The 25,575-nt window shown below is 70.4% G+C and carries 23 protein-coding genes; 10 read left to right on the top strand and 13 right to left on the bottom strand.

What is annotated here, in order from left to right; translation table 11 throughout:
• Positions 1–151 precede the first annotated feature (151 nt).
• A complete protein-coding gene (locus ACWCRB_RS33435) occupies positions 152–1,021 on the top strand; it encodes an oxygenase MpaB family protein (RefSeq protein ID WP_450999638.1) in 870 nt (289 codons plus the stop codon).
• 754 nt (positions 1,022–1,775) lie between these two features.
• Positions 1,776–4,205, top strand: a complete 2,430-nt coding sequence (locus ACWCRB_RS33430; protein ID WP_450999637.1) for a GH92 family glycosyl hydrolase — start codon at positions 1,776–1,778, stop codon at positions 4,203–4,205.
• A gap of 88 nt (positions 4,206–4,293) precedes the next feature.
• Here ACWCRB_RS33430 and ACWCRB_RS33425 read toward each other — a convergent pair whose 3' ends face one another.
• The 6 genes from ACWCRB_RS33425 to ACWCRB_RS33400 all read right to left on the bottom strand — a co-directional run bounded on the left by ACWCRB_RS33425 (position 4,294) and on the right by ACWCRB_RS33400 (position 9,369).
• The gene (locus ACWCRB_RS33425) at positions 4,294–5,481 is read right to left on the bottom strand and encodes a S1 family peptidase (RefSeq protein WP_450999636.1); all 1,188 of its coding nucleotides are present in this window, start codon (positions 5,479–5,481) and stop codon (positions 4,294–4,296) included.
• A gap of 161 nt (positions 5,482–5,642) precedes the next feature.
• Positions 5,643–6,605, bottom strand: coding sequence for an LLM class F420-dependent oxidoreductase (locus tag ACWCRB_RS33420; protein ID WP_450999635.1), 963 nt, complete (start codon positions 6,603–6,605; stop codon positions 5,643–5,645).
• A 62-nt stretch (positions 6,606–6,667) separates the two neighbouring features.
• Positions 6,668–7,660 carry an ATP-grasp ribosomal peptide maturase gene (gene tgmB, locus ACWCRB_RS33415; RefSeq protein ID WP_450999634.1) on the bottom strand — a complete coding sequence of 331 codons (993 nt, stop codon included), beginning with the start codon at positions 7,658–7,660 and terminating at the stop codon, positions 6,668–6,670.
• Positions 7,661–7,676: 16 nt separating this feature from the next.
• Complete coding sequence (gene tgmA / locus ACWCRB_RS33410; RefSeq protein ID WP_235472683.1) at positions 7,677–7,868, bottom strand: putative ATP-grasp-modified RiPP; 192 nt, start codon at positions 7,866–7,868, stop codon at positions 7,677–7,679.
• Positions 7,869–8,093: 225 nt separating this feature from the next.
• Positions 8,094–8,465, bottom strand: a complete 372-nt coding sequence (locus tag ACWCRB_RS33405; protein ID WP_235472682.1) for a DUF6479 family protein — start codon at positions 8,463–8,465, stop codon at positions 8,094–8,096.
• Positions 8,466–8,556: 91 nt separating this feature from the next.
• Positions 8,557–9,369, bottom strand: coding sequence for an SAM-dependent methyltransferase (locus tag ACWCRB_RS33400; protein WP_450999633.1), 813 nt, complete (start codon positions 9,367–9,369; stop codon positions 8,557–8,559).
• Positions 9,370–9,580: 211 nt separating this feature from the next.
• Here ACWCRB_RS33400 and ACWCRB_RS33395 point away from each other — a divergent pair, with 211 nt between their 5' ends.
• The gene (locus ACWCRB_RS33395; RefSeq protein WP_450999632.1) at positions 9,581–11,239 is read left to right on the top strand and encodes a tetratricopeptide repeat protein; all 1,659 of its coding nucleotides are present in this window, start codon (positions 9,581–9,583) and stop codon (positions 11,237–11,239) included.
• 212 nt (positions 11,240–11,451) lie between these two features.
• Positions 11,452–12,447: a M23 family metallopeptidase gene (locus ACWCRB_RS33390; RefSeq protein WP_450999646.1), complete on the top strand. Its 996-nt coding sequence runs from the start codon at positions 11,452–11,454 to the stop codon at positions 12,445–12,447.
• A 13-nt stretch (positions 12,448–12,460) separates the two neighbouring features.
• Here ACWCRB_RS33390 and ACWCRB_RS33385 read toward each other — a convergent pair whose 3' ends face one another.
• The 6 genes from ACWCRB_RS33385 to ACWCRB_RS33360 form a co-directional block, all read right to left on the bottom strand.
• Positions 12,461–13,222: an SDR family NAD(P)-dependent oxidoreductase gene (locus ACWCRB_RS33385; protein WP_450999631.1), complete on the bottom strand. Its 762-nt coding sequence runs from the start codon at positions 13,220–13,222 to the stop codon at positions 12,461–12,463.
• Positions 13,219–13,992, bottom strand: coding sequence for an SDR family NAD(P)-dependent oxidoreductase (locus ACWCRB_RS33380; protein WP_450999630.1), 774 nt, complete (start codon positions 13,990–13,992; stop codon positions 13,219–13,221). Before ACWCRB_RS33380 ends, ACWCRB_RS33385 begins: the two co-directional genes overlap by 4 nt.
• Before the next feature lie 19 nt (positions 13,993–14,011).
• A complete protein-coding gene (locus ACWCRB_RS33375) occupies positions 14,012–15,502 on the bottom strand; it encodes a gamma-aminobutyraldehyde dehydrogenase (protein WP_450999629.1) in 1,491 nt (496 codons plus the stop codon).
• The gene (locus tag ACWCRB_RS33370; RefSeq protein ID WP_450999628.1) at positions 15,502–16,575 is read right to left on the bottom strand and encodes a proline racemase family protein; all 1,074 of its coding nucleotides are present in this window, start codon (positions 16,573–16,575) and stop codon (positions 15,502–15,504) included. The genes ACWCRB_RS33375 and ACWCRB_RS33370 overlap by 1 nt, the downstream gene beginning before the upstream one ends.
• Positions 16,575–17,492 carry a dihydrodipicolinate synthase family protein gene (locus ACWCRB_RS33365; protein ID WP_450999627.1) on the bottom strand — a complete coding sequence of 306 codons (918 nt, stop codon included), beginning with the start codon at positions 17,490–17,492 and terminating at the stop codon, positions 16,575–16,577. The genes ACWCRB_RS33370 and ACWCRB_RS33365 overlap by 1 nt, the downstream gene beginning before the upstream one ends.
• Positions 17,493–17,592: 100 nt before the next feature.
• Complete coding sequence (locus ACWCRB_RS33360; protein ID WP_450999626.1) at positions 17,593–18,837, bottom strand: NAD(P)/FAD-dependent oxidoreductase; 1,245 nt, start codon at positions 18,835–18,837, stop codon at positions 17,593–17,595.
• A 662-nt stretch (positions 18,838–19,499) separates the two neighbouring features.
• Here ACWCRB_RS33360 and ACWCRB_RS33355 point away from each other — a divergent pair.
• The 5 genes from ACWCRB_RS33355 to ACWCRB_RS33335 all read left to right on the top strand — a co-directional run bounded on the left by ACWCRB_RS33355 (position 19,500) and on the right by ACWCRB_RS33335 (position 23,379).
• A complete protein-coding gene (locus ACWCRB_RS33355; RefSeq protein ID WP_450999625.1) occupies positions 19,500–20,372 on the top strand; it encodes a transporter substrate-binding domain-containing protein in 873 nt (290 codons plus the stop codon).
• 34 nt (positions 20,373–20,406) lie between these two features.
• Positions 20,407–21,210 carry an amino acid ABC transporter permease gene (locus ACWCRB_RS33350; RefSeq protein ID WP_450999624.1) on the top strand — a complete coding sequence of 268 codons (804 nt, stop codon included), beginning with the start codon at positions 20,407–20,409 and terminating at the stop codon, positions 21,208–21,210.
• 5 nt (positions 21,211–21,215) lie between these two features.
• Positions 21,216–22,016, top strand: coding sequence for an amino acid ABC transporter ATP-binding protein (locus ACWCRB_RS33345; protein ID WP_450999623.1), 801 nt, complete (start codon positions 21,216–21,218; stop codon positions 22,014–22,016).
• A gap of 102 nt (positions 22,017–22,118) precedes the next feature.
• Positions 22,119–22,508, top strand: coding sequence for a PPOX class F420-dependent oxidoreductase (locus ACWCRB_RS33340; protein WP_450999622.1), 390 nt, complete (start codon positions 22,119–22,121; stop codon positions 22,506–22,508).
• A 154-nt stretch (positions 22,509–22,662) separates the two neighbouring features.
• Complete coding sequence (locus ACWCRB_RS33335) at positions 22,663–23,379, top strand: GntR family transcriptional regulator (RefSeq protein ID WP_450999621.1); 717 nt, start codon at positions 22,663–22,665, stop codon at positions 23,377–23,379.
• Between the two features lie 264 nt (positions 23,380–23,643).
• On the opposite strand, the gene ACWCRB_RS33330 is transcribed toward ACWCRB_RS33335, so the two are convergent.
• Positions 23,644–25,002, bottom strand: coding sequence for an MFS transporter (locus tag ACWCRB_RS33330; RefSeq protein WP_450999620.1), 1,359 nt, complete (start codon positions 25,000–25,002; stop codon positions 23,644–23,646).
• A gap of 148 nt (positions 25,003–25,150) precedes the next feature.
• On the opposite strand from ACWCRB_RS33330, the gene ACWCRB_RS33325 reads away from it, so the two are divergent.
• Positions 25,151–25,510, top strand: coding sequence for an ArsR/SmtB family transcription factor (locus tag ACWCRB_RS33325; RefSeq protein WP_235472678.1), 360 nt, complete (start codon positions 25,151–25,153; stop codon positions 25,508–25,510).
• Positions 25,511–25,575: the final 65 nt, after the last annotated feature.

Raw genomic sequence — 25,575 nt, 5'->3', positions numbered from 1 at the left:
GTCGGTCGGTCGTCGTTCGTTCGAAGGGGTCGAGCATAGCGGAGCGCATCATGCTCCATGGCCGGTCAACTACCTTGTGGTGAAAGGGATTTGACGGCATGTGCCGTTCTGTACGGGGAGGGCAGCGGCGTTGCGCCGAAGGTACAGATGGGTGGACCGTGAGCTTGCCCGAATGGACCCGGAGACCGACTGGGAGCGCATGATCTCGCTCTACATCGGTTACCGCGTCCCTGAGTTCGCCCTGGCGATGATGATCTATCCGGGCACGATGCGCATGATGCAGCCGAGCATGGGGTCCGCCACCCTGGCCCACACCGCGAAGCTGGAGAGGAGGCCCCACCGGCGCTTCCAGGACGGCAACGACTTCCTGACGGCCTGGATGGTGGACGGCCTGTCCAGCGAGGCCGGCCGCAAGGCCGCCGAACGCCTGAACCGCATCCACCTGGGCGTCGCCCGCCGCACCCCGCACCTCCCCGGCAACTTCGACGACATCGACGACTTCGTCTATCCCCTGGTCCTGCTGGCCACGTTCGGCGACCGGCTGCAGACCTCGCTGGGCCTGCCGGGCACGAGCGAGAACATGAAGACCGCGTGGCACCACTGGGCGCAGACGCTCTTCCGCCTCCTGGAACGAGAGTCCGGCCCCTTGGCGGGCGAGGTGTTCCCCGAGGACTGGAACGCGATGACCGAGTTCGCCGCGAAGTTCGACTCCCGGCCGTACGAGCAGACGGAGGCCGGCCGCCGCGTGGCGACCGCGATGATGGACTTCTTCGCCGAACGCTGGTTCCCGTCCCCCTTACGCCCGTTCGGCCGAGACCTGACCCGCTACCTCGCCGGCGAGCGAGTCTGCCGCCTCCACGGCATCGGCTGGCTCAGCCCCCGCCGAGAGCGCGCCGTCCGAGCCTTCCTGAAGACGGCGTTCCACGCCCAACGCCTACTCCCCGACTACCGCACCCCACTCCCCGAGCGCCTACGCCGAACCCGCTACACCAACGCACAACTCAGGAAGCTGGAGCCGTGAGCCGTGAGCCGTGAGCCGTGAGGCGTGAGGCGTGAGGCGCGGGCCCTGGGGCCCGAGGTTTGACGGGCCTTCGGCCCCGGCCCCGGCCCCGGCCCCGGCTCTGGCCCCGAGCGTCGCCTCCGGTCCCGGCTCCGGTCCCGGTCCTGGCTCTGGTCCCGGCCCCGGCCCCGGCCCCGAGCGTCGCCTCCGGTTCCGGTCCCGGTTCGGGTCCGGGCCCAGGCTCCGGTTCCGGTCCGGGTTCCGGCTCCGGTCGGGTCCCGGTTCGGTCCGGGTTCCGGCTCCGGGCCTCGGCCCTCGCCCCCGGCCCCCTGTCCCGGTTCCGGTCCCGGCTCCGAGCCTTGCCTCCGGCTCCGGTTCCGCCCCGGTTCTGCCCCCGCCCCCGGTTCCGGCTCGGGTCCTGCCCCCGGCTCGGGGCCTGCCCCCGGTCCGGGTCCCGGTTCGGGTCCGGGCCTCGGCTCCGCCCCCGGCTCCGGTCCAGGTCCCGGCTCCGGTCTCGGTTCCGGCTCGGGTCCCGGCCCCGGTCCCGGCTTCGGTTCCGGGCCTCGGCCCCAAGGCCCGGCCCCCCGGCCCTGACGGCCCCGGGCACCAACGCCCCGTACCCCCCAACTCCCCACCCCCGCCCCACCGTTCACCTCCCCTTCACCACCCCGTCGCCGACGTCACTTCCCACCCACCGCGCGACCTCCTAACCTCAGGCGCCACCCTCATCCGCACCCCGTGCCCAAATGCCCCTCTCCGAAAGGTGATCGTGCCCATGCGCCCTCAACGGCCGAGCAGCGCAAGACGGTTGGTACACCGACTTGCCGCCGTGCTGACAACCACCGCCCTCGCGCTGGCGGTTCCCGCCCCGGCGACCGCCGTCGAGGCAGCCGCCGAGCGGCCGTCCTCGCTCGTGGATCCCCTGATCGGCTCTGCGAACGGCGGCAACACCTATCCCGGTGCCACCCTCCCGTACGGCATGATCGCCTGGTCGCCGACCAGTACGACGGGCGATCAGACCAGCACGGGCGCGGCCAACGGCTATCAGTACGGCGTCACCCGTATCCGTGGGCTGAGCCTCACCCATGTCAACGGTGCCGGCTGCAACCCGGGCGCCGCAGGGGACGTACCGATCATGCCGTTCGTCGGGGACGTCACGTCCTCGCCCTCGGCGGACACCAAGGACGCCGTCTACGCCGCCGACTTCTCGCACGCGGAGGAGAAGGCCGTGCCCGGGCGCTACACGCTGGGTCTGAAGTCGGGCGCGAGTGCCGACCTGGCCGTGAGTCGGCGCGCCGGTGTCGCCGACTTCAGCTTTCCGAGCGACCGGCCCGCGAACCTCCTCTTCCGCGTCTCCAACTCCCTCAACGGCAGCGAGAACGCGCACATCGACATCGACGCCGCCCACCGCAAGGTGACCGGCTGGGTGCTCACCGGCGCCTTCTGCGGGCGGCGCGCCAACGGCGGCGTCAACAACCGCAAGAGCTACTACAAGCTGTACTTCAGCGCCTCCTTCGACCGCGCCTTCGCCACCACCGGCACTTGGCACGACAGCACGCTCTCACCCGGCTCGACCACGGACTCCGGAGGCGAGGGATACGCGACCGGCGCCGACCGCGCGGGACGCGGCTCCGGCGGCTGGGTCGGCTTCGACACGTCCTCCGACAACGATGTCCGGATGCGGATCGGCATCTCGTACGTCAGCCAGGCGGGCGCCGAGACCAACCTCCGCCGGGAGATCCCGCCGCGCGCGACCGTCGCCGACGTGGCCGAGGCCGGCGCGCGGGCCTGGGACCGGGAGCTGGCCACCGTACGTGTCGAGGGCGGTGAACCGGCCCGCCGTACGGCCTTCTACACCGCGCTCTACCACGCCCTCATGCAGCCGAACCTGATCAGCGACACCGACGGCCGCTACTACGGCATGGACGGCGCCGTGCACCGGCTGGCGCGCGGGCAGCGGGCGCAGTACAGCAACTTCTCCGGCTGGGACCAGTACCGGGCACAGATACAGCTGCTCGCCCTGCTGAAACCCACGGTGGCGGGCGACTTCGCCCAGTCGCTCTACAACTTCGCCCGCCAGAACGGCGGAGTCTGGGACCGCTGGGTGCACATCAGCGGCGCCACCCATGTCATGACGGGGGACCCGTCAGCCGCGACCCTGGCCACCTTCTACGCCATGGGAGTACGCAACTTCGACTACGAGGGCGCCTTCGACTCACTCGTACGGCAGGCCACCGTGCCCCATCCCGACGGCCTTCTGGACGCCGGCTGCCCGGGCCAGTGCGTCGGCCAACGCCCCAACCTGGCCCAGTACTTGACCTCGCACTACGCGGCCCAGGACGTGTGCCACTGCTGGGGCGGCGCCGCCGAGACCCTGGAGGACGCCGTCGCCGACGACGCGCTCGCACGGTGGGCGAAGCTGCTCGGCCGGGACACCGAGGCCGCGGCCCTCGCCGAACGGGGCGCCTACTGGCGCAACGTCTTCAACCCGGAGGCCACCGCCACCGGCGGCTACATCCAGGCCCGCAACCTCGACGGCTCTTGGGTGACCCCCTTCAGCCCCGGCAGCGACCGCGGCTTCGCCCAGGGCACGAGCGCCACCTACACCTGGATGGTGCCCCAGGACGTCCAGGGCCTGGCCGCCGCGATGGGCGGCCGCGAACAGGCCGCCGCCCGCCTCGACGGCTTCTTCCACAATCCGGACGGGTCGTGGTCCGTCCGAGGCGGTGACGCGCTGCGCTACGACCCCACCAACGAGCCCGGAATCCACGCCCCTTGGCTCTACAACGCCCTGGGCCAGCCCTGGAAGACCCAGGCGACCGTACGCCAGATCCTGAACACCGTGTACGGCACCGGGCCCTCGGGTCTGCCCGGCAACGACGACCTCGGCACCATGTCCGCCTGGTACGTCTTCTCCGCGCTGGGGCTGTATCCGCAGACCCCCGGCAGCGCGAACCTGCTGCTGGGCACCCCGCTCTTCCCGTCCGCGGTGCTGGACCGCCCGGGCCGTACCGACATCAGGATCAGCGCCCCCGAGGCCGACGCCACGCACGTGTACGTCGATGCCGTGCGCCTCAACGGCCGTACGGAGGGCAGGTCTTGGGTCGGACCCGGTCTGACCCTGCGGGGCGGCACGCTCGCCTTCGGTCTCTCCGAGCAGCCGGACACCGGTTGGGCGACCGACCCGGCCGACCTGCCGAACTGACCCTGCGGACAAGCCCGTCGGCGGCACGCGGAGCGTACGCGTGCCGCCAACGGGGGAGTTCACCAACGCCTGGTCAGGAGAGGCCTGTTCAGGCTGTGTGCAGGGTCAGGCCGTACCGGCTGAGGATCTCGTTGATGGGCTGGAACCAGGTCTGGCCCCCGCTGGTGCAGTTGCCCCAGCCGCCGGAGGTGACGCCCTGGGCCTGGTCGCCGCTGATGAACGAGCCGCCGGAGTCGCCCGGTTCGGCGCAGACGCTCGTCTTGGTCATCTGATAGACCGCGCCCTGGCTGTAGTTGACGGTCTCGTTGAGGCCCTGCACCGTCCCGCAGTGCCAGTGCGTGGTCGACCCCGACCGGCAGATGGAGGTGCCGACGGGCGCCACGGCCGAGCCGCGCACGAGCCGGTCGGGGATCGTGCCCCAGCCGAGCACGACCGGTACGGTCCACCAGCCGCTGCCCACGTTGACCCAGGCGTAGTCGTTGCCGGGGAACGAGGAGCCCTGGAAGTTGCCGATGTAGGACCGGTCCCAGCCGCTGACCCCGGCGCCGGCGCTGCCGCAGTGCCCGGCGGTCACGAATCCGCCGTGCACCGAAAACCCTATGGAACAGCGGACGTTGCCCGTGTAGTACGGGTCGCCGCCGACGGTTCCGGCGGCGAAGGTGCTCGGGGCGGAGGCGGTCTTCTCGACCGTGACGGGGCCTGCGGCACGGGCCCGGTCGAGGAACTGTTCGACATCGTTGTCGCCCTGCCGGCCGGCGACGACGGTCACGACGACCGCGCTGCCCTTGGGGTCGACGTGCCAGCCGCTGACTCCGTCGGGCGCGTCCAGCTTGTCGAGGCGGGCCCGCGTGACGTCGAGCTGCCGGGCGCTGTGGGCTGCCGTGCGGACGGTCGCTCCGGTGGCCCGGACGGCGCTGAGGGTGGCGGGGGAGGCGTCCGCGGTGACGGCGACGGACAGCCGGCCGCTGTCGGCGTCGAACCAGGAGCCGCCGTAGGAGGCACCTGCGGCCTGGCGGGCCTTCGGCTCGGCGGCCGTCGCCGTCTTCTCCGCGGCGAGGCGTGCCTCGGCCTGCGGCTTCGTCAGCCCGAAGTCGCGCTGCATGGCGGCGAGAAGTCCGGCCGAGGCCGGTGCTTCGGCGGAGGAGGCGGATGTGGTGGTCGCCTTGGCGGTGGGGGAGGAGTCGGCGGCTGCGGGCAGGACGCCCGTCGTGGTGAAGGTGCCGAGCATGAGCAGTGTCGCGGCCAGGGAGGCGCGCGTGATCGTCCTGCGTCTCAAGGGAGTTGCCCTTCGTTGTTCCAGCAAGGTGGGGTGGAACGGCGGTACTCTGAGAGCGCTCTCACACGTGTGGCTGGCCAGAGCCTAGCGGCTGACCCTTGGCAGGTCCATACCAATTCGCGTCGCTGTGATGTCCGCTGGGCGGCAGGACCGACGAGCGATCAGACGAGGTCCGCCAGAGCCGTGAGCGTGCGCTCGCCCGCCGGATCACCGGCGGTGGCGGGCACCAGGGCGATCTCGTCCAGCCCGGCCCCGGCATAGGCGTCGATCCGGGCGCGTACGGCGTCGATGCCACCCACCAGCGCGACCGTGCCCGCGGCCTCCGGCGGCAATGCGGCGAGCAACGCGTCCACCGGGGCACCGGAACGCGCGAGTTCCACCGCCGTTCCGAACCCGGCCGCGGCGAACATGTCGCTGTAGCCCGGTACGGCCAGATAGCCGGCGACGCTCCGCAGGACCTGGTCGAGCGCCTCGGGCCCGGGGTCGACGGCGACCGGCAGCCAGGCGGCCAGCCGGGGTGGCGAGACGCGCCCCGCCCGCTTCGACGCCGTCTCCAACTGCCCCCGCAGCTCCCGCACTTGCTCCGGCGAGACGACGTCGAGAACCATCCGGTCGGCGTGGGCGGCCGCCACGGAGATCGCCCGGTCACCGAACGCCGCCACCGTGAGCGGGCCCCCGGGCGGCCGGTGCCGCCGCTGGAAGACGCTCCCAGGCGCGAGCGGCTCGCCCGGCTCCCCGTGCAGGAGACCCCGTACAGCCTCCGCGCTGTGCGCGAGCGTGGCCGCCGGACGGACGCGGGGCACCCCGTGCACGCCTTCGACGACCCGCCTGCTGGAGGTGCCCAGCGCGACCCCGACCGGGCGCCCCACGGCAGCCGCGACGGACGCCGCGCCGCGCGCGATCGTCAGCGGATCGCGTACGGACACGGGCACGGGACCAGCGGTCAGGGCGACGCGCCCGGTCGCTAGGCCGATGGCCGTGGCGAGGACGAACGCGTCCCACGTCGGCCCCTCACCGGCCCACACCTCACGGAACCCGAGCCGGTCGGCGGCCACCCCGACCCGCACCGGCTCGTCGACCTGACCACCGTCCTCACGGGCCGCGGCGACCACGCTGAAGTCCATGAACTCACGGTAGAGGGTGGCATGTTGAGGGCGACGGCCCTTTTCAGGCAGCGACGGCCTTTTCAGGGAGCCGTACGCACGGACCCCTGCGGGCCATTCGGATGGGGCTGTCCGTCGGGTCCTTCTCCGGCCAGCCAGTCGGCGACAGAGCGGGCGATCGGCTGCCCGGTGTCCATCTCGACGAAGCCGAACTGGCCCGACTGATTGCATTCGAGGAACCACCAGATGCCGTCGGCGTCCTCGGCGAAGTCGAAGGCCCCGTAGGCGAGTTCGGCCTCCCGCAGATACCGGTGCACGGCCTCGGTCATACGCGGTGACACCTCGACCGGGCGCCACGGCTCGTCCGAGGGAGCGAACCGCACGTCGACGTCGTCGGGATGCGCGTCCGACGCGACGGCCTTGCGGGCGGCGAGGATCCGGTCGCCCACCGCCGTCAGCCGGATGTCGGCCCGCTTGTCGACCCGGCGTTGCAGCAGGGTGGGCCCGAAGGCCACGGCGGTGAAGTCGACATCCGGTGCCACCCGGCTCGTCGGCACCACCCGGGGCGGCTCCTGCGGATGCGACCCGGAGACGGGCTTGACGACCAGGTCGGGAAAGCGCTGCGCGAAGTCACGGGCGGCCTGCGGGAACGTCGTGATCAGCGTCGCCGGCACGGGCAGCCGGCTGCGCTGCGCGAGATGCAGCTGCCAGGGCTTGTGACGGGCCCGGCCGGCCGCGTCGGGATGGTTCATCCAGCGCGCGCCCGTACCCCGGAGCATGCCGTAGAAGGCCTGCGAGGACTCCTCGGTGAGCCAGCCGGACGGCTCGGCGGCCCGCGCCCCCGGAACCCCCGGCCTGCGCACCCACACGGACCGCAGCCCGCCCATGCTGACGAGCCGCCCGCCGACGGACAGATGCCCACGAAAAGCGCCGTGCACATACTCGCCGGACAGGGCGACATCGCCGGGCAGATCGGCGGGATCGAGCCGGACCACGGGAATACCGGTGCTGTTCAGCCGGGCCACCACGAGATCCGCCGTCACATCCTGTTCGGACGTCAGAACCAGGACCGTCATCGCGTCAGATCCATGTTCAGTCGTCGAAGTGTGTCTTGGACCCGGCGGTCGACGTGGTGGCTCCGAATTCACGCATCACAGCATGGTCATGAGCCGCTATCCGCCCGCCCGGAAGCACATTCAACTGCAGTGCGCAGTCATAGCTGTACGGAGCGCTCACCTCCAACTGCTCAGTCGGGCGCGCGTAGTTCAGAACGAACAGCTGCATCGCTTCTCCTCGATCGGCGACGACGTCGGTCAAGTGGACGCTGGCACTCCGGGATTACCGTCCCGTCCCCCGTGCCCCGCCTCCAAGGAGTTATACGAATCGAACGAGTGAATGGTTGCCTCACGTTGTGTACAACCGCGTCCGGACAGCTCTCCGTAGTCCGCGCACCACGCTCCGCAGGTCGCGGGGCCGGGGCGCGGCGGGATCAGAGGGATCGGAGGGGGTTCAGTGGCGTCCCAGGCCGCCACTGCCGAAGGAGCCGCTGGAACCGGGGTCCCAGCGCCCCCGCTGCTGGTCCTTGCGTCGTTTCGTCGACGCGGGGTGGAGCTCGTACGGCATGAGCCGTTCCCGCTCGGCCGCCGCGCGCGGCATTTCGTCGGGCTCCCTCATCTCGCGGACCTCGTGAACGGGACCGGAGGGCGGGAGTGTGGGTTGTTCGTCGGGGCGGGGCCGGGCGGATTCCCGGTCCCGTACCCGCATGCCGAACCAGAAGGCCCAGATCAGTGCACCAGCGATGAACAGGCCCGCGATAAATGCGGCCGTTACGTTGAGTAGATCGCTCGACGCGGCCAGTAGTTCAGACGTTGCCGTACTCATGTGCCAATTATCGCCGACGGCATATGAATACGCGCCTGAAATGATCCTGAGAAAACGCTGCCCCGCTCGCCCAAGTTCCTGCTTTGTCCGGTCAGGGCTTCAGGGCGACGGCACCGAATTGCGGAAGAGTAGCGGCGGAGTCGCTCTCCGTACGCCACTGCGCACAGGAGACGAGCCCCGGGTCGAGAAGATCCAGGCCGTCGAAGAATGCGGCGACCTCGGCACGGGGGCGTGCGGTGATCGGCGGGGTGGCGTTCTCGTTCCAGAACTTCATCGCCTCGATGTTTCCCTCACCGCCGAGATCCGAGTCGGTCGTCGGATGCGTCAGCACCAGATAGCTGCCCGAGGGCACCGACGCCATGACCTTGCGCACGATGTCCTGCGCCTTGGCGGTGTCGAGCACGAAATTCAGGATGCCGAGCATCATCACGGCGACGGGCCGCTCGAAGTCGAGGGTCTGCGCGGCCCGGGTGACGATGGCGTCGGGGTGGTGGACGTCCGCGTCGATGTAGTCCGTGGCCCCCTCACGGGTGCCGGTCAGCAGCGTACGGGCGTGGGCGAGCACGATCGGGTCGTTGTCGACGTACACGATCCGTGACTCGGGCGCGATTCGCTGGGCGATCTCATGGGTGTTGTCCACCGTCGGCAGCCCCGTCCCGATGTCCAGGAACTGCCGCACTCCCCGCTCGGCGACCAGGAAGCGCACGGCCCGCCCGAGGAAGGCGCGGTCGGCGCGGGCCACGCTGCGGATCAGCGGGAACATGGCGTCGATGTGGTCGCCGACCCCTTGGTCGACGACGTAGTTGTCCTTGCCGCCGATCCAGTAGTTCCACACCCTGGCGTTGTGGGCCACCGAGGTGTCCAGCCGGCCGCGTCCCTCTGACGTGCTGCCCTGCTCGCTCACGCCGTTTCCTCTCGTCACTTCCCGCACCCCGCACGGACGTTGACACGCACCCCGGCCGTCAACATCGTTCGCGCCTACGAGGGTGATCTTATGACCGGACTCTGCGGGGCCGGGGCGGGAGGCAGCGGAAACGCGTGCTGCCGAGGGCCGCAGCCGGGCTCTAGTCTCGCCGGACAGGCCTCAGCGGAGCGGGAGACCGGGAGAGACACGGATGGATCACTACGACTACGACCTCGGTACCCACGGGCGGACCGTGACGACGACGTCCGCCGAGGCCCAGAAGTGGTTCGACCGGGGCCTGGTGTGGACGTACGGCTTCCACCATGAGGAGGCCGTCGCCTGCTTCGAGGCCGCCGCCGCTGCCGACCCCGACTGCGCCATGGCCCACTGGGGTATCGCGTACGCCCTCGGCCCCAACTACAACAAGCCCTGGGAGTTCTTCGACGGCGAGGACCTCGCAGCGACCGTCGCCCGCACCCACGCCGCCGTCGAACTCGCGCAGCGCAGGGCGGCCGGTGCCACACCCGTCGAACAGGCCCTGATCGGCGCCCTGCGGGCCCGCTATCCGCAGGCGGAGGCCGTCGAGGACTGCTCGGTGTGGAACGAGCCGTATGCGGACAGCATGCGCACGGCGTACGAACTCGCCCCCGACGACCTCGACGTGGCCACCCTGTACGCCGACGCGCTGATGAACCTGACCCCCTGGCAGCTGTGGGACGTACGCACCGGCGAGCCGACCGAGGGCTCGCGCACCCTCGCCGCGAAGGCCGTCCTGGAGCGGGCGATCGACACCGACGCCGGCTCACGCCACCCGGGCCTCCTGCACCTCTACATCCACCTGATGGAGATGTCCGCCGCCCCGGAGACCGCCCTGCCCGCCGCCGACCGGCTGCGCGGCCTGGTCCCCGACGCCGGCCACCTCCAGCACATGCCCACCCACCTGGACGTGCTCTGCGGCGACTACCGGCGCGTGGTCGCGGACAACAGCACGGCGATCGTCGCCGACGAGAAGTTCCGTGCCCGGTCAGGCGCGATGAACTTCTACACCCTCTACCGGTCGCACAACCACCACTTCAAGATCTACGGCGCGATGTTCCTGGGACAGTCCAGGACCGCGCTGGAGGCCGCCGCGCAACTGGAGGCCTCCATCCCGGAGGAGCTGCTTCGGGTGCAGAGCCCGCCCATGGCCGACTGGCTGGAGGGCTTCCTCGCCATGCGGGTTCATGTGCTGATCCGCTTCGGCCGCTGGCCGGACATCCTCGAACTGCCGCTGCCCGCCGACCCGTCGCTGTACTGCGTGACGACGGCGATGATCCGGTACGCCCGAGGGGTCGCCCTCTCCGCCACCGGCCGTGTCGTGGAGGCCGAGGCGGAGCGCGAGCTGTTCCGTGCGGCGGTCGTGCGGGTCCCGGAGACCCGCATGCTGTTCAACAACACCTGCGCCGACATCCTCGCCATCGCGTCGGCCATGCTCGACGGTGAACTGGCATACCGGAAGGGCGACTTCGACGCGGCCTTCGCCTCGCTGGAGCGGTCGATCTCGCTGGACGACAACCTGCCCTACGACGAGCCGTGGGGGTGGATGCAGCCGACTCGGCATGCGTATGGGGCGTTGCTGCTCGAACAGGGGCGGGTTGTTGAGGCGGAGGCGGTCTATCGGGCCGACCTTGGCCTCGATGACACGCTTCCGCGTGCGGTGCAGCATCCCGGCAACGTGTGGGCGTTGCATGGGTTTCATGAGTGTCTGGTTCGGCTGGGGCGAGTGGGGGAGGCGGGGATTGTTGCTCAGCAGTTGAAGATTGCGGTTGCTTTGGCGGATGTGCCGATCCGGGCGTCGTGCTTTTGTCGTTTGGACGTTGGTTGTTGTTAGGGGCTTCGGTCGTTCGTCGTCTGCGGGGCGGTGGGGGCTGGTCGCGCAGTTCCCCGCGCCCCTTAGGCGTGCCCTTGTGGGCGTCTGTTGTTGCCTTCTGGTCTGCCCGTGAGGTTGGTGACCTTCCGTGGGGGGCGGGCTAACGTCCGTGTGTGAGTGACGACAACGCCCGGCAGGGCCCCCGTCGGCGTGGGCCGGGTTTCTTCACGCTGATGGTGTTGCCGTGTCTGGTGACCCTCGCTGTCGTCGCCGGTTTTCTTGCCCTGACGGGTGGGCTGCCCGGGGGTGGGTCCTCGGACGGGGATGCGCGGCAGAGCGTCGTGGGTGGTGTCAACGAGACCTATGGGCCGTGGCTGCGCAAGGCCGCCGTCTGTACCGTGGTCGCGCCGTCCGTGCTCGCCGCCCAGATCGACCAGCTCACGGGCTGGCGCGACGACACCGGTGAACTCACGGGTGAGCAGGGCATCGCCGGGTTCACCACCGCGCAGTGGCGGACCTGGGGCAAGGACGACGACGGCAACGGCACCTCCTCGCCGCGCGACGAGGTCGACGCGATCATGGCGCTCGGCCGCCAGGACTGCTCCCTCGCCCGGAAGATCACGGACCTCAGAACCGAGGGCAAGGTCAACGGTGAGCTGGTGGACCTCACCCTCGCCGCGTACGCCGTCGGGATCGACGAGGTCACCGAAGCGGGGCGTGTGCCCGACGGCGCCCGGACCTACCTCGCCGAGGTCAAGGAACTGCTTCCGCGCTACGAGACGTTCGACCAGGAACCCGTGACCGGCGGCGGACCGGCGAGCGCGATCCTGGCCGCCCCCGTGAGCACCCTCGTCATCACCTCCCCCTTCGGATCACGTCAGCACCCCCTCACCGGCGTGACCAAACTCCACACCGGCGTGGACTTCGGCGCGCCCCAGGGCGCCCAGGTCTTCGCCGCCCGCCAGGGCCAGGTGGTCTTCGCGGCCATGACCAAGGCGTACGGCAACCGCGTCGTCATCGACCACAGCACGATCGAGGGCAAGCGCCTGGAGACGACGTACAGCCATCTGTCCGCGTTCGACGTCACCGCAGGACAGACGGTGACCGCGGGCACCACGATCGGCCGGGTGGGTTCCACCGGCCTGTCCACCGGCCCGCACCTGCACTTCGAGGTGATCTACGACGGCTACTACGCGGATCCGCAACCGTGGCTGGCGGCACCGGGCTGACACGACGTCACGGTCAGCGGACGTAGTCCGCGCCGGTGATGTCGATCGTGGCGCCCGTCGAATGACGTGAACGGCCGGACGCCAGGAACACGATCATCTCGGCCACGTCCTGCGGCGGAGTGATCTCGCCCAGGGGCATGCTCGCACCGTCCGCCTCACCCGACTCGGCGATGTCTGTCGCGACCCACCCCGGTGCCACGGAGTAGGCGAGGACACCGTCGGCCGCGAACCCCCGGGCGATGCCCTTGGTCAGGGCCAGCAAGCCTCCTTTGGCGGCGCCGTAGGCCAGGTGTTCCGCGTCGTCCCCTCGGTGTGCGGAACGGCTGGACACACTGACGACGACGCCCCCGCCGCGCTCACGGAAGTGCAGCACCGCGTTGCGGCTGAGGTCCGCCGGGGCGGTCAGGTTGAGGATCAGGTTGTCGGCCCACCCCTGGTGCCACTGTGCGGGGTCTTCGAGAGGGGATCCGAGCCAGGCTCCCGCGTTGTTGACCAGGACGTCGACATGGCCCCGCCAGGCCAGGGCCTCCTGCCACAGGGTCTCCGTCTCGCCCGGAACGCGAAGATCGGCGCGGACCACGCATCCGCGGTCTCCCAGGCGGTGTTGGAGGTCGCGGGCGGCCTGTTCACTGCTGCCCCAGTGCGCGACGACGTGGGCGCCCTCGCGGTGCGCGGCGAGGGCGGTCGCCCGGCCGATGCCGCGCGATGCACCGGTGACGAGGACCGTCTTTCCGGCAAGGAGAAGGCCGCCGGGGGAAGTTGTCCCGCTGCTCATGCGACCGCCTGCGCCCCGGTGATCTCGACAATGGATCCGCACATGTACGGCGCCTCGTCCGAGGCGAGGAACGCGACCAGCGCGGCGACCTCCTCCGGTGTCCCGACGCGGCCGAACGGCACCAGGGCGTCGAGTTCGGCGACGGTACGTCCCGTCCGGGCGAGATTCGCCTCGACCATCGGCGTGAGGATCTCTCCGGGGCACACGGCGTTGACCCGGACACCCTGGTGGGCGTGGTCCCGGGCCAGGCTGCGGGTGAACGCGACGACGGCGGCCTTCGTCACGTTGTACGCGATGTGTCCCGGCGCCGGCTGCAGACCCCACTGCGAGGCGGTGTTGACGACGGCACCACCGCCTCGGGACACCATGTGCGGCAGCGCCGCCCTGCACAGATGGAACAGCGGGTGCACGTTGACGGCGAAGCTCGTCTCCCAGTCCTCCGGAGCGAGGGCGAGAAGGTCGCCGCGCCGGTTGACGCCGGCGTTGTTCACCAGCACGTCGAGGTGTCCGTGCCGGGCGACCACGTCGTCGATGGCCTGGACACACGCGCTCGGGTCGGCGAGGTCGAACCGCGCGGCCTCGGCCGTACCACCCTCTCCCGTGATCTCCGCGACGACCTTGTCCGCCGAGACTCCGTCGACGTCACAGACCACGACGGTGCCCCCTTCGCGTGCCAGACGCCGGGCGATCGCGGATCCGATGCCACCGCCCGCGCCGGTGACGACACAGACCTTCTCCCCGAAACGGGAGGCGGTTGCGGAGTCGGTCATGTCATTCCCCTTCAGGGGTTCAGTGGCTGGTGAAGACCGTGTCGTGCCAGCCCTTGTGCGAGGCGCCGGTGATGTCCGAGATGACGTGCTTGACGTTGGTGTACTCGTCGAAGGAGTACGCGGACATGTCCTTGCCGAAGCCGGACGCCTTGTAACCGCCGTGCGGCATCTCGCTGATGATCGGGATGTGGTCGTTGATCCAGACGCAGCCCGCCTGGATCTCCCGGCTCGCGCGCCCGGCACGGTAGACGTTCGTGGTCCAGGCGGACGCGGCGAGCCCGTACGGCGTGTCGTTGGCGAGGCGGAGCGCCTCGTCGTCGCCGTCGAACGGCAGGCAGACGAGGACCGGGCCGAAGATCTCCTGCTGCACGATGGCAGAGTCCTGCGCGGCGCCGGTGATCAGGGTGGGTTCGTAGTAGGCGCCCCGGCCGAGCGGTCCGGCGGGGATCCGCCCGCCGCGTACGACGGTGGCACCGGAACGCCGGGCGTCCTCGACCATGCCCGCGACCTTGTCGCGCTGCCGGAGGGAGATCAGGGAGCCCATGTCGGTGGCCGGATCGTCGACCGGACCCAGGCGCACCCCGTCCATCAGCTCGGCGACACGCGCCACGAACGCCTCGTACAGCGGGCGTTGGACGTAGGCGCGGGTCGCGGCCGTGCAGTCCTGGCCGGCGTTGATGAGGGACCCGGCCACCGCACCGCGGGCCGCCGCCTCCAGGTCGGCGTCGTCGAAGACGACGAAGGGAGCCTTGCCGCCGAGTTCGAGGTGGACGCGCTTGACCGCCCCGGCCGCCTGGGCGGCGACCTGGCGGCCGACCGCCGTGGAGCCGGTGAAGGAGACCATGGCGATGTCGGGATGGGTGACCAGCGCCTGCCCGGCGACGGGACCGGTGCCGGTGACGATGTTGACGACACCGTCGGGGATGCCCGCCTCCTGGGCCGCCTCCGCGAACATCACCGAGGTCAGCGGGGTGAGTTCGGACGGCTTCAGCACGATCGTGTTGCCCGCGGCGACGGCGGGCAGCACCTTCCACGCCGCCATCTGCAACGGGTAGTTCCAGGGAGAGATGGAGCCGACGACGCCGACGGGTTCGCGGCGGATCGTGGACGTGTGGTCGCCGGAGTACTCGCCGGAGGCGCGGCCCTCCAGGTTGCGGGCCGCACCGGCGAAGAACCGGACGTTGTCGATGGTGCCGGGGACGTCGAAACCGCTCGTCAGCCTGATCGGCTTGCCGCCGATACGGCTCTCGACCTCGGCGAACTCCTCGGCGCGCGCCTGGAGTCGGTCCGCCCAGCGCAGCAGCGCCTCGGAGCGTTCGGCGGGCGTGGTGCGCGACCAGCCCGCGAAGGCCTCGCGGGCGGCGGCGACCGCCTCCTCCACGTCCTCGACGCCGGCCAGGGTGTCGGTGGCCAGGACCTCTCCGGTGGCCGGGTTGGTCACCGAGAACTCCTCGCCGGACGTGCCGGGGCGACGCTTGCCCGCGACGAACTGCGTGCCGGTGGTCTCCATCAACGCTCCTGTTCGGTGGCGCCCCACAGGTCGCCGAGGGTGTAGCCGTACGGGAAGGGGTCGGTGTCGTCCAGGACGTACTGGTTGAACCCGGTGATCCAGCCGCGCCCGCTGATCGTCGGCAACACAGCCTCGTACGGCCCCACTTGGGCGGTGCCGAGCAGCGTGCCCGTGAAGGTGGTCCCGATGATCGACTCGTGGACGAACGGTGTGGCCAGGGGGAGTTGGCCGCGGGCGTGCAGCGCGGCCATGCGGGCGCAGGTGCCGGTGCCGCACGGGGAGCGGTCCAGGGAGCCGGTCCAGGTGGCCGGGTCGGCCAGGTCCACCGGGCCGTTGGGCAGGACGACGGTGTTGCGGCCGGTGACGCCGGGGGTGGGCGAGGGGCCGTGGATCATCGTCAGGGAGATCTGGTCGATGCCGGGGTTGAGCGGATGGCCGACCGGGAACTGCTGCTGGGCCGCCGTGCGCAACACCGCCCCGGCGCGCGCGAGTTGCTTGGCCGAGGACCGTTCCAGGGTGAGGCCGAGATCGGCGGCGCGGGCCTGCACGAAGAACTGGCCGCCGAAGACGATGTCGACCGGGACCCGGCCGTACTCGGGCAGGTCCAGCTCATGGTCCAGGGCGACGGCGAAGGCAGGCACGTTGGCGAAGGTGACCCGGGTGGCCTTGCCGCCGGACACCTCGGCGCGCACCCGGACCAGGCCGACCGCGGTGTCCACGGTGAGTTCCGTGACCGGCTCGCTCACCGGCACCGCGCCCGTCTCCACCAGCGCGGTGACCGCGCAGATGAGGTTGGAGCCGGACATCGGGCGGAAGCCGCCCTGTTCCAGCACCACCAGGCCGAAGTCGGCGGCCGGGTCGGCCGGGGGCAGCACCAGGGCGCCGCACAGGGCCGGGTAGCCGCGTGGTTCCCGGAGCAGCAGTCGGCGCAGGTCGTCGAGGTGCTTCTCGCAGTACTGCAGCCGCTCGGCCATCGTGGCGCCCTTGACGTGCAGATGGCTGCCGATCAGGACACGGCCGGGCTCGCCCTCGGCATGGACGTCGATGGCGTGGACACGGCCGTACGAGGGCATCAGGCGGCCACGCTTTCGTCCGCCACGTCGACCCCGGCGGCAATCAGCAGGTCGCGGAACTCCTCGACGTACTGCGGGGCCAGCGGCAGCACCGGGCGGCGGGTCGGACCGGCGCCGACACCGACCAGTTCGAGGCCCGTCTTGATGCCGCACGCGTAGTTGTGGGACTCCAGGAACCGGCAGATCGGGAAGATCCTCGCCCACAGCGCGCGCCCGGCGACGAGGTCACCGCGGACGGCGAGGGCGTCGTACAACTCGGCGCACAGCGCGGGGATCACGCTGGCGGTACCCCATACGCCCGCCTGCGCACCGCTCGCGAGGGCCGCGAAGGTGAGGGTGTCCCAGCCGTTGAGGGCGGTGATGTCCCCCGCGTGCTCCTGCTGGACGGTGGTGAACCAGGTGAAGTCGCCGCCGGTGTCCTTGTAGGAGGTGACTCCGGTCTCCCGGGCCAGCTTCGCCAGCTCCTCGGGGGCGAGGTTGACGCCGGTGGCCGACGGGATGTTGTAGTACATGATCGGGATGTCGATGGCGTCGGACACCGTGCCGAAGAAGCCCAGCATCTCGTCGAAGGTGGGGGCGTCGTAGAACGGCGGCACGATCATCACGGCGGACGCGCCCGCCTTCTCCGCGTGCACGCTCAGCTCCACGGTGTCCGCCGTGCTCAGCGCGCCCGTCCCGGCGACGACCGGGACACGTCCGGCGGCGGCCTCGACGTACAGCTCGGTGACCCGCTTGCGTTCGTCGAGGCTCAGCGTGGTGAACTCGCCGGTGCTGCCGCCGGGCACGAGGCCGTGGATGCCACCGCCGATGATGTGGTCGGCCTGGCGCCGGACGCCCTCGGCGTCGACGGCCGAACCGTCCGAGGTCAGCGGGGTGACGACGGCGGCGAGGATGCCGGTGAACTGGGGGGCGCTCATGAAGGGACTCCTGAGATCAGCATGGAGGAAAGGGGCGGTGGTGGGAAGCCGGTGCCCTTGCCGAGGGACGAGGCACGTCGGCGTCGGGAGACCGGGCCGCTCACCGGCGGGTGAAGCGGCGCGGTGAGACGGCCTCGGCGACGGAGGGAAGGCGGCCCGTGGTGATGGCCTCGGTGACGATCTCGGCGGTGGCCGGAGCGAGGGTGAGCCCGAGCATGCCGTGGCCCGAGGCGACGTAGACGTTGGGGAGGGGATCGAGGCGGCCGATGACCGGCAGTCCGTCCGGGGTCATCGGGCGCAGTCCGGCCCAGGGGCTCGCTTCTCCCGGCGGGTTGTCCCAGCCGGTGAGTGAGTCGGCGGCCGCCTGCTTGATCGCGGCGATGCGCCGGGGGTTGATGTTCTCCTCCAGGCCGCCGAACTCCATGGTGCCCGCGAGCCGCAGGAAGCCGTTCAGCGGGGTCACCGCGACCCGGGCGTCCTCCAGCGTGAGGGGCGTACGCAGCGGCACGGGGGAGGGGGAGTAGTCGACGCTGTATCCCTTGCCGGGGCGTATGGGCAGGGGAACACCGAGCTGGGCGGCCATACGGGCGGTCCACACCCCGCCGGCCAGCAGCAGGGTGTCGCCCGTGTACTCGCCCTTGTCGGTGAGGACGCCGGTGACGGCGTCGCCCCGGCGCAGGAAACGGCGTACGGGGGTGTGTTCGTGGATCTCGACGCCCAGCTCGGTACAGCGCTTGAGCAGGCCCCGGGTGAGGGAGTCGGGCTCGACCTGGCGGTCGTCCGGGAAGAACAGACCGTGCTTGATACGGCTGTTCAGCACCGGTTCCCTGGCCTGTACGGCGTCTCCGTGCAGGTGTTCGGCGACCATGCCGAAGCTCTCGAAGATGTCGAGGGAGGCGAGCTGCTCCTCGTAGCGCTCGCGTGTCTCGAAGGCCAGCAGGACGCCCGCCTTGTGCATCTCGAAGGCGATGCCGTCCCGGGTCCAGTCGTCGAGGAGGTCCATGGTGCCCTCGGCGAGGCGCAGGGTCGTCTGCAGACCCTGGCGGAAGTCCCGCGCGGTGCAGTGCCGGGCCATGGTCAGCATGAACTTCACGAAGGAGGGGTTCAGCGACGGCTTGACGTAGAGCGGGCTGTCCGGCTTCAGCATCCACTTGAGGGACTGCAGGATCACGCCGGGCGCCGGCACCGGGCCGCTCTCCGCCAGGGCGATCTTGGCCGCGTTGCCGTGCGAGGCGGCGGAGCCCGCGCTCCGCGCGTCGAGAACCGTCACCTCACAGCCGCTCCTGGCCAGCCGGTAGGCGGACGCCAGACCGACGGCCCCGGCTCCCACAACGATGGTCCGCATGAAGTCGTGTACCTCCTGACAGGCGCTTCGAGCGCCTCTCGGGCCGCCGAACCGCGCACGGTTGAAGATCGTCAACAGAGGTCGTCCAGCACGTCCACCACGTTCATGGTGCGACTGAACCTCATGGTCTTCCCCTTCAGGCCGCAGATTGTCAAACAATCGGCGGCTCGGCTCGGACGCTAGACGGGGTCACCCGGTGCGGTCAATGCCCCGAGGTGAAGCATTCGGCGGCACTGCGGGGGTGTGAGTCCATTTCGCGGCCGGTTTGCGAGCGTCGGAAAGTCGGCGCCCGTGGCTGGGGTGGCCCTCGCGATCTCCCTTCAAGGCCAGGTCGGGGCGGTGTTCGCGAGGTGGTGGGCCATCGTCGCGGGTGGCGCGGTCGGTTGATCGCTTCAGCGGAACATCACGATTTCGGCTATTGACACGGCGGAGTCCCGTTCCTAGCCTTCCGGCATCTTGCTGGTTGTCAGACAATCTTCCGGCGCTGCTCCATGTGTCGGGCGCTCCGTCTCATGAGGCATCGCCTGCGGCGGCGCCTCTCCCGTCACCTGGGTCGCTCGCTCTCCCACGGCCGAGCTCGCACCCCCGCACTGTCCCCGCACGGACCGGATCCCCCATGCCGCACCCCGCACCACTCAGCCTCTAGCACTGGAGCACCAGCCATGGCCCTCACCAAGCAGAGCAGGTACACCTTCTACGTGGTCGGAGTTCTCGTCCTGGCCTGGCTGGCCGGCTACTTCGGCGGCAAGGCCGGCTCGGACGGCGGCTCGACCCAGACCGTCGCCGGCTCGGGTGACTCCGCCAAGGCCGCCTGGGTCGACAAGATCAAGAAGGCGGGCGTGCTGCGGATCGGCTGTGCCGACGCCCCGCCCACCATCGTCGTCAAGACGGACGGCACGTGCAGTGGACCGGACCTGATACCCCTGGAGAACTTCGCGGACGGCATCGGCGTGAAGATCAAGACGGTGGCGACCACCTGGCAGAACATCGTCGCCGGACTCCAGGCGGACAAGTACGACGTCGCCGCCGACCTCGACCAGACCGTCGAGCGCAGCCTCGCGATCCGCTTCACCAACCCCTCGTGGTCCTACCCCGGCGTGTTCCTCGTGGAGCGCGACAGCGACTTCACGGCCAGCAAGCAGATCCTCGACTCCGGCAAGGCGATCGCCACCTCGCAGGGCACCGCCCTGGACACGGCGCTGCAGCAGGCCAAGGCCAAGGAACTGCGGGTGGACACCTTCCAGAACGCGGCCGCCGGTGTGAAGGCGGGCAAGGCCATCGCCGTCTTCGCCGACCTGGGCACCGCCGTCGACATGGCCACCAAGGACAAGTCCCTCGGCGTCATCGTCCCCGACCCGGCGATCTTCGTGCACCACGTGGCGTACGGCGTCCCCGCCGGCATCGACGCCCGCTCCATGGACATCCTCAACGTCGCCATCGACAACTCGGTGGCGAGCGGCGAGATCGACCGTGCCTTCGCCGAGGCCGGCTACCGCGAAGAGGACGCCCTCGGTGACCTCGAGATCACGTCCTGACCCGGTCTCGTCGTCCCCCTGGAGGTAGTCCGCGATGAATTCCGTGAACCTCGCCTACTCGTTCGACCTCAGCGTCCTCGGCCCCGCACTGCCCACACTGCTGGACGGGCTCTGGCTGACCCTGGAGATCTCGGCGATCGTGATCGTCGCGAGCGCCGTCCTCGGATTCCCCCTCGCCGTGGCCCGCATGTCCAAGATCGAAGTCATCCGCTGGCCGGCCCAGTTCTACATCGAGGTGTTCCGCTGCACTCCGCTGCTGATCCAGTTGCTGTGGGTGTTCTACGCCCTTCCGGCACTGCTCGGCATCAACCTGCCCGGCAAGCTCTCGATCATCATCGCCCTCACCGCGCACCTGACCGCGTTCATGTCGGAGACCTATCGCGCCGGTATGCAGTCGGTGCCCGTCGAGCAGGTCGAGGCGGCGCACATGCTGCGCCTGAACCGGGTGCAGATCCTGCGGCACATCATCGTGCCGCAGGCCTTCCGCCAGCAGATCCCGACGATCCTGTCCCTGAACGTGAGCATGTTCAAGGACACGTCCCTGGTCTCCGCACTGGGCCTGGCTGACCTGACCTTCCAGGGCAACATCCTCTCCAGCCAGACCTACCGCCCCATGGAGATCTTCACCCTGGTCGCCGTCCTCTACTTCGTGATCGCCTTCCCCGCGACCCTGCTCACCAGCTACATCGAGCGGCGCCTGCTCACCAGCAACTCGCGCGGCGCCCAGCCGCCCTCGCCGGGACTGCGCTCCACCCTGGCACGGCTGCGTCCCGGACAACGGCCACCATCCCTGGCCAATCCCGCCCTCAAGTCCCTGCTCAAGCCGGAAGGTGTCTGATCACGATGACAGAGACCAACCCGACCCTCGACAAGACACCGGACACCGATACCGGGCTCGACGGCGCGTTCCTGAGCACCCGTGGGGTCAGCAAGTCCTTCCACGGCCGCCCGGTCCTCAAGGAGGCCGACTTCCGGATCGGAAGCGGCGAGATCGCCGTCCTCATCGGCAAGAGCGGTTCCGGCAAGAGCACCCTGCTCCGGGTGATCGCCGGTCTCGACGAGCCGGACGCCGGGGACATCGACCTCGCCGGCCAGGCCGTCGTACGCGACGGCGAGTACCAGGACGCCTGGAAGGACCTCCGGAGCCAGATCGGAATGATCTTCCAGAGCTACACCCTGTGGCCCCACATGAACGTCTTCGACAACCTCACCGTCGCACCCCGCCTCACCCTCGGTGAGTCGAAGGCCCAGCTCCTGGACCGGGCCGAACGAGCCCTGACCGACGTGGGCATGGCCCACCACCTCCGCAGCCGCTGCACCCAGCTCTCCGGCGGCGAACGCCAACGGGTGGCCATCGCCCGGGCGTTGATGATGCGACCACGACTGTTGCTGTGCGACGAGATCACCTCCGCGCTCGACCCGCCGGTGGCCGCCGAGGTGCTGGGGGTACTGACCAAGCTGAAGGAGGAGGAAGGCATCGCCTGCGGCATCGTCACCCATGACATGGCCTTCGCCTCCAAGGCCGCCGACCGCATCTGCTTCTTCGAGGACGGCCTGATCAAGGAGGATGTACCACCGGAGCAGGCCTTCAACAATCCACGGACACCGGGACTTCAGGCATTCATCGACGCCGTTCGCTTCTGAACGGCCCGGCGGCAGGCCCTCGCGCACTGCTCCTCCCCTCCCCAGGGGGCCTGCCGCCACCCGCTCCCGGATCCTCCGCCTCCCACCGGAAAGGTCGCCGACATGACCCAACTCACCGAACTGGCAAGGAAACTGGCCTCCGAGCCCAACTTCGCGACGATAGCCACGATCGGCAAGGACGGTCTGCCCCAGCAGACCGTGGTCTGGGTGAAGGCGACGGGCGACGGGATCGCCTTCTCCACCGTCGAGGGCCGTGTGAAACACCTCAACCTGCTGCGAGACCCCCGCGCCAGCATCCTGATCACCGACCGGGACAACCCCTACACCTACGTCGTGGTCCGCGGTCCGGTCACCTTCACCCGCAACGGCGGCCCCGAACTGATCGACGAACTCTCCCAGAAGTACGAGGGCAGGCCCTGGCAGGAGACACAGACGGCACCGAGGCTGGTCGTGACCGTCCACGCCGAGCGCGTCGCCGAGTACGGCACCTGAACACTCCCGCGAACCCGCGAAGCGGTCGGCCCGCTCGCCCGGTCCTGGATCTCCCGGTCCCGGACCACAGGGGTGCCATGGCGGTGGGGATGTCATGGCGGTGGGGATGTCTTGGCGGTGGCTAAGATACGGTCTGACAATCTGCGGAGGACCCATGAGCGACCACGCCCCTCGACCGCCCGCCGGGCCCCGACCGGTCAGCAACCAGACCCGTCGTGACGCCGTGGTGAACGAGCTGCGGCGAGCCATCCTGGCCGGAGAGCTGGGACCGGGGCAACGTCTCCGGGAGGTCCAGATCGCCCAGCAGCTGGGGGTCAGCCGCCCCACCCTGCGGGAGGCCATCTACCAGCTGACCCACGAGGGGCTCCTCGAACAGCAGCCCTACCGCGGGGTCGTCGTCACCGACATCGACGAGAAGTTCATCACCGACGTGGCCGCGGTCCGGGTCGCCCTGGAGAAACTGGCCGCCCGGGACCTGGCCGACGACCCCGACGGCTCCCGTAAGGAGAAGCTCCGCCGCAGCTGGGAGGAGTACCGGGCGGCCCACGCCACCGGGGACGCGGACCGCCTCCACCAAGCCCACATCAACCTCCACTGGACCGTCTGGACCGCTTCCGAGAACGCCATGCTGGAACGCCTGTGGCCCACCGTGGAAGCCCAGATCAACATCGCCATCACGGTCGACGAGAGCACCCGCTCGGATCCCGACCGTGCCCTCCATGTCCACGAGCGGCTGATCGAGGCGATCCTCCACGGCGACCCGGCCACCGCCGAGGCAGAGGTGGAACGCCACACCATGGCGAGCGCCGACGAACTCCTCGACATGCTTGCCGAGCGGAGGAAACACGCCGACGACGCCTCTGACGCCTGACGGGTTCGCCGGGATCGCGTGTCCGGCGGTGGCACGGGCGCCGAGGTAATCCGGGCGTGGGCGAGAGGGCGGTCCCGAGGCCGGAGTCGCCGCCTCCGCCCTCGCCCACGTCGATCTCTGTGACCGGCGGTGGCCGGCGTGAGGCGGCCACTCGGTCGCCGACGGGCCGGACATCGTCGCGGTGCGCACTGACTGCGGTGGGCAGCCCTCGCGGGTACGCAGCCGCGCCGGCGGCCCGGACGTCCGCCGGGAGATGCCGGACGATCAACCGTGGGCGTGGGCGTGCAGCCCGTCGAGAAGCGGATGGTGGCTGTGCCGCCAGCCGCCGCCGACCCGGCGCGCGTCGGCCAGATGCGGGTGCCCGGCGGGCAGACCGGCGTGCTCGTGCTCGACGGGCACGGGTTCCCGCGCAGGCCACAGCCGTACGGCGAGCAGCGCGCCGACGAGCGCGACGGCACCCAGGGCGAACACCGCCGACCGGAGCCCCGCCACCGCGCCGAGCCAACCGGCCAGCGGATACGTCAGCAGCCAGCAGCTGTGCGAGAGGGAGAACTGGGCCGCGAACGCGGACGTCCGCTCCCCGGCCGGCGCCGCCCGGCGGATCAGCCGCCCGGTCGGAGTGAGCACCATCGAACAGGCGGCACCGAACGCGGCCCAGACGGCCAGCAGCGAGGGCCAGCGCCAACTGCCGCCGCCCACCGAGGTGATGGCGCCGAGCGCGACGAAGACGCCGGTGAGCAGGAGGGCTCCCCGCAGCATCACAGTACGGTCCGGTATTCGGTCGAGAATCCGAGGCAGGAGCAGCGCCACGACCATCGAGCCCGCACCGAACGCGCCGAGGGCGAGAGGCACGTCGGCGGCGCTCCGGCCGAGCAGGTCACGGACGTACACCACGGTGTTGACGGTGACCATGGCGCTCGCGGCGGCCACCGCGAGGTCGAGGGCGAGCAGGGCACGCAGCTGGGGGACGGCTAGGAAGAGCCGGGTTCCGGCGGTAGCCCTGGCGTACACGCTCCCGGAGGACGGGGCGGCGGCGGTGATGCTGGCGCTGACGGGCTTGGGCAGCACGACGGAGGTGACCAGGAGGGCTGAGGCCAGAAAACCGGCCACCGTGCCGAGGAACAGCCAGTTGTACGTGATCAGGGACAGCAACGCGGCGGCGAGGGCCGGGCTGAACAGGCTCTCCAGGTCGTAGGCGAGCCGGGACAGGGACAGGGCCCGGGTGTAGTCGCGTTCGGCGGGCAGTACGTCCGGTACGACGGCCTGGAAGGTCGGGGTGAACGCGGCCGACGCGGCCTGCAGCAGGAAGATCAGGACGTACACCTGCCAGACCTGGTCCACGAACGGCAGCAGCAGCGCGACCCCAGCACGCGTGAGGTCCGACCCCACGAGCAGCGCCCGCCGGGGCACCCGGTCGGCGACCGCGCCGACGGCCGGGGCGATGACGACGTAAGCCGCCATCTTGACCGCGAGTGCCGTCCCGAGCACCGAACCGGCGTCGGCGCCCGCGAGGTCGTACGCGAGAAGGGCGAGGGCGACCGTCGCCAGGCCGGTGCCGGTCAGGGCGACGAGCTGGGCGGTGAGGAGGTGGCGGTAGGTGCGGTTGCGGAGGATGGAGAGCATGCGGCGGTCCCTGGAGGGTGACGGGGAACGGGCGCGACCACTCACTACTCTAGCTATAGGTGCGCACCTGCGCACATGTTGACGAGGGATTGCGTGAATCGGACGGTGGCCGCCCTCGAAGGGACCCTTCTCCCCATACCCTGAGGGCATGCCTGCTCGCGAGACCTTGCCACCTGCGGCCGATACGCATCTGCGTGCCCCGGACAGTGCGCGGCTCGCGGAGGCGACCGAGGTGTTCGCGCTGCTGTCCGACGCGACGCGGCTGCATCTGCTGTGGCTGCTGGCCCAGGGCGAGTCTGACGTCGGTTCGCTGACGGAGCGGTGTGAGGCGTCGCGGACGGCGGTGAGCCAGCATCTGGCGAAGCTGCGGCTCGCGGGGTTGGTGGAGACGCGGCGGGAGGGGCGGTACGTCCACTACAGCCTGCGTGACGGGCACTTGCGGCGCCTGGTCATGGAGGCACTGAGCCATGCGGACCACAGGGTGACCGGCAAGGCGGCCCACGACTGAGGGGTTTTTCTCGCCCCCGCCGCCCCTACCCGTCCCATCCTTCTGGGGGCTGCCGCCCCCAGACC

The organism is Streptomyces sp. NPDC002156 (genome assembly GCF_053593675.1).
This window is presented reverse-complemented; position numbering and strand designations above follow the sequence as displayed.

Excerpts from the sequence above, each read along its gene's own strand:
- ACWCRB_RS33430 (WP_450999637.1), top strand. The coding sequence starts at position 1,776 with ATGCGCCCTCAACGGCCGAGCAGCGCAAGACGGTTGGTACACCGACTT.
- ACWCRB_RS33420 (WP_450999635.1), bottom strand. The coding sequence starts at position 6,605 with ATGGACTTCAGCGTGGTCGCCGCGGCCCGTGAGGACGGTGGTCAGGTC.
- tgmB (WP_450999634.1), bottom strand. The coding sequence starts at position 7,660 with ATGACGGTCCTGGTTCTGACGTCCGAACAGGATGTGACGGCGGATCTC.
- tgmA (WP_235472683.1), bottom strand. The coding sequence starts at position 7,868 with ATGCAGCTGTTCGTTCTGAACTACGCGCGCCCGACTGAGCAGTTGGAG.
- ACWCRB_RS33405 (WP_235472682.1), bottom strand. The coding sequence starts at position 8,465 with ATGAGTACGGCAACGTCTGAACTACTGGCCGCGTCGAGCGATCTACTC.
- ACWCRB_RS33395 (WP_450999632.1), top strand. The coding sequence starts at position 9,581 with ATGGATCACTACGACTACGACCTCGGTACCCACGGGCGGACCGTGACG.
- ACWCRB_RS33390 (WP_450999646.1), top strand. The coding sequence starts at position 11,452 with ATGGTGTTGCCGTGTCTGGTGACCCTCGCTGTCGTCGCCGGTTTTCTT.
- ACWCRB_RS33385 (WP_450999631.1), bottom strand. The coding sequence starts at position 13,222 with ATGAGCAGCGGGACAACTTCCCCCGGCGGCCTTCTCCTTGCCGGAAAG.
- ACWCRB_RS33380 (WP_450999630.1), bottom strand. The coding sequence starts at position 13,992 with ATGACCGACTCCGCAACCGCCTCCCGTTTCGGGGAGAAGGTCTGTGTC.
- ACWCRB_RS33375 (WP_450999629.1), bottom strand. The coding sequence starts at position 15,502 with ATGGAGACCACCGGCACGCAGTTCGTCGCGGGCAAGCGTCGCCCCGGC.
- ACWCRB_RS33370 (WP_450999628.1), bottom strand. The coding sequence starts at position 16,575 with ATGCCCTCGTACGGCCGTGTCCACGCCATCGACGTCCATGCCGAGGGC.
- ACWCRB_RS33365 (WP_450999627.1), bottom strand. The coding sequence starts at position 17,492 with ATGAGCGCCCCCCAGTTCACCGGCATCCTCGCCGCCGTCGTCACCCCG.
- ACWCRB_RS33360 (WP_450999626.1), bottom strand. The coding sequence starts at position 18,837 with ATGCGGACCATCGTTGTGGGAGCCGGGGCCGTCGGTCTGGCGTCCGCC.
- ACWCRB_RS33355 (WP_450999625.1), top strand. The coding sequence starts at position 19,500 with ATGGCCCTCACCAAGCAGAGCAGGTACACCTTCTACGTGGTCGGAGTT.
- ACWCRB_RS33350 (WP_450999624.1), top strand. The coding sequence starts at position 20,407 with ATGAATTCCGTGAACCTCGCCTACTCGTTCGACCTCAGCGTCCTCGGC.
- ACWCRB_RS33345 (WP_450999623.1), top strand. The coding sequence starts at position 21,216 with ATGACAGAGACCAACCCGACCCTCGACAAGACACCGGACACCGATACC.
- ACWCRB_RS33340 (WP_450999622.1), top strand. The coding sequence starts at position 22,119 with ATGACCCAACTCACCGAACTGGCAAGGAAACTGGCCTCCGAGCCCAAC.
- ACWCRB_RS33335 (WP_450999621.1), top strand. The coding sequence starts at position 22,663 with ATGAGCGACCACGCCCCTCGACCGCCCGCCGGGCCCCGACCGGTCAGC.
- ACWCRB_RS33330 (WP_450999620.1), bottom strand. The coding sequence starts at position 25,002 with ATGCTCTCCATCCTCCGCAACCGCACCTACCGCCACCTCCTCACCGCC.
- ACWCRB_RS33325 (WP_235472678.1), top strand. The coding sequence starts at position 25,151 with ATGCCTGCTCGCGAGACCTTGCCACCTGCGGCCGATACGCATCTGCGT.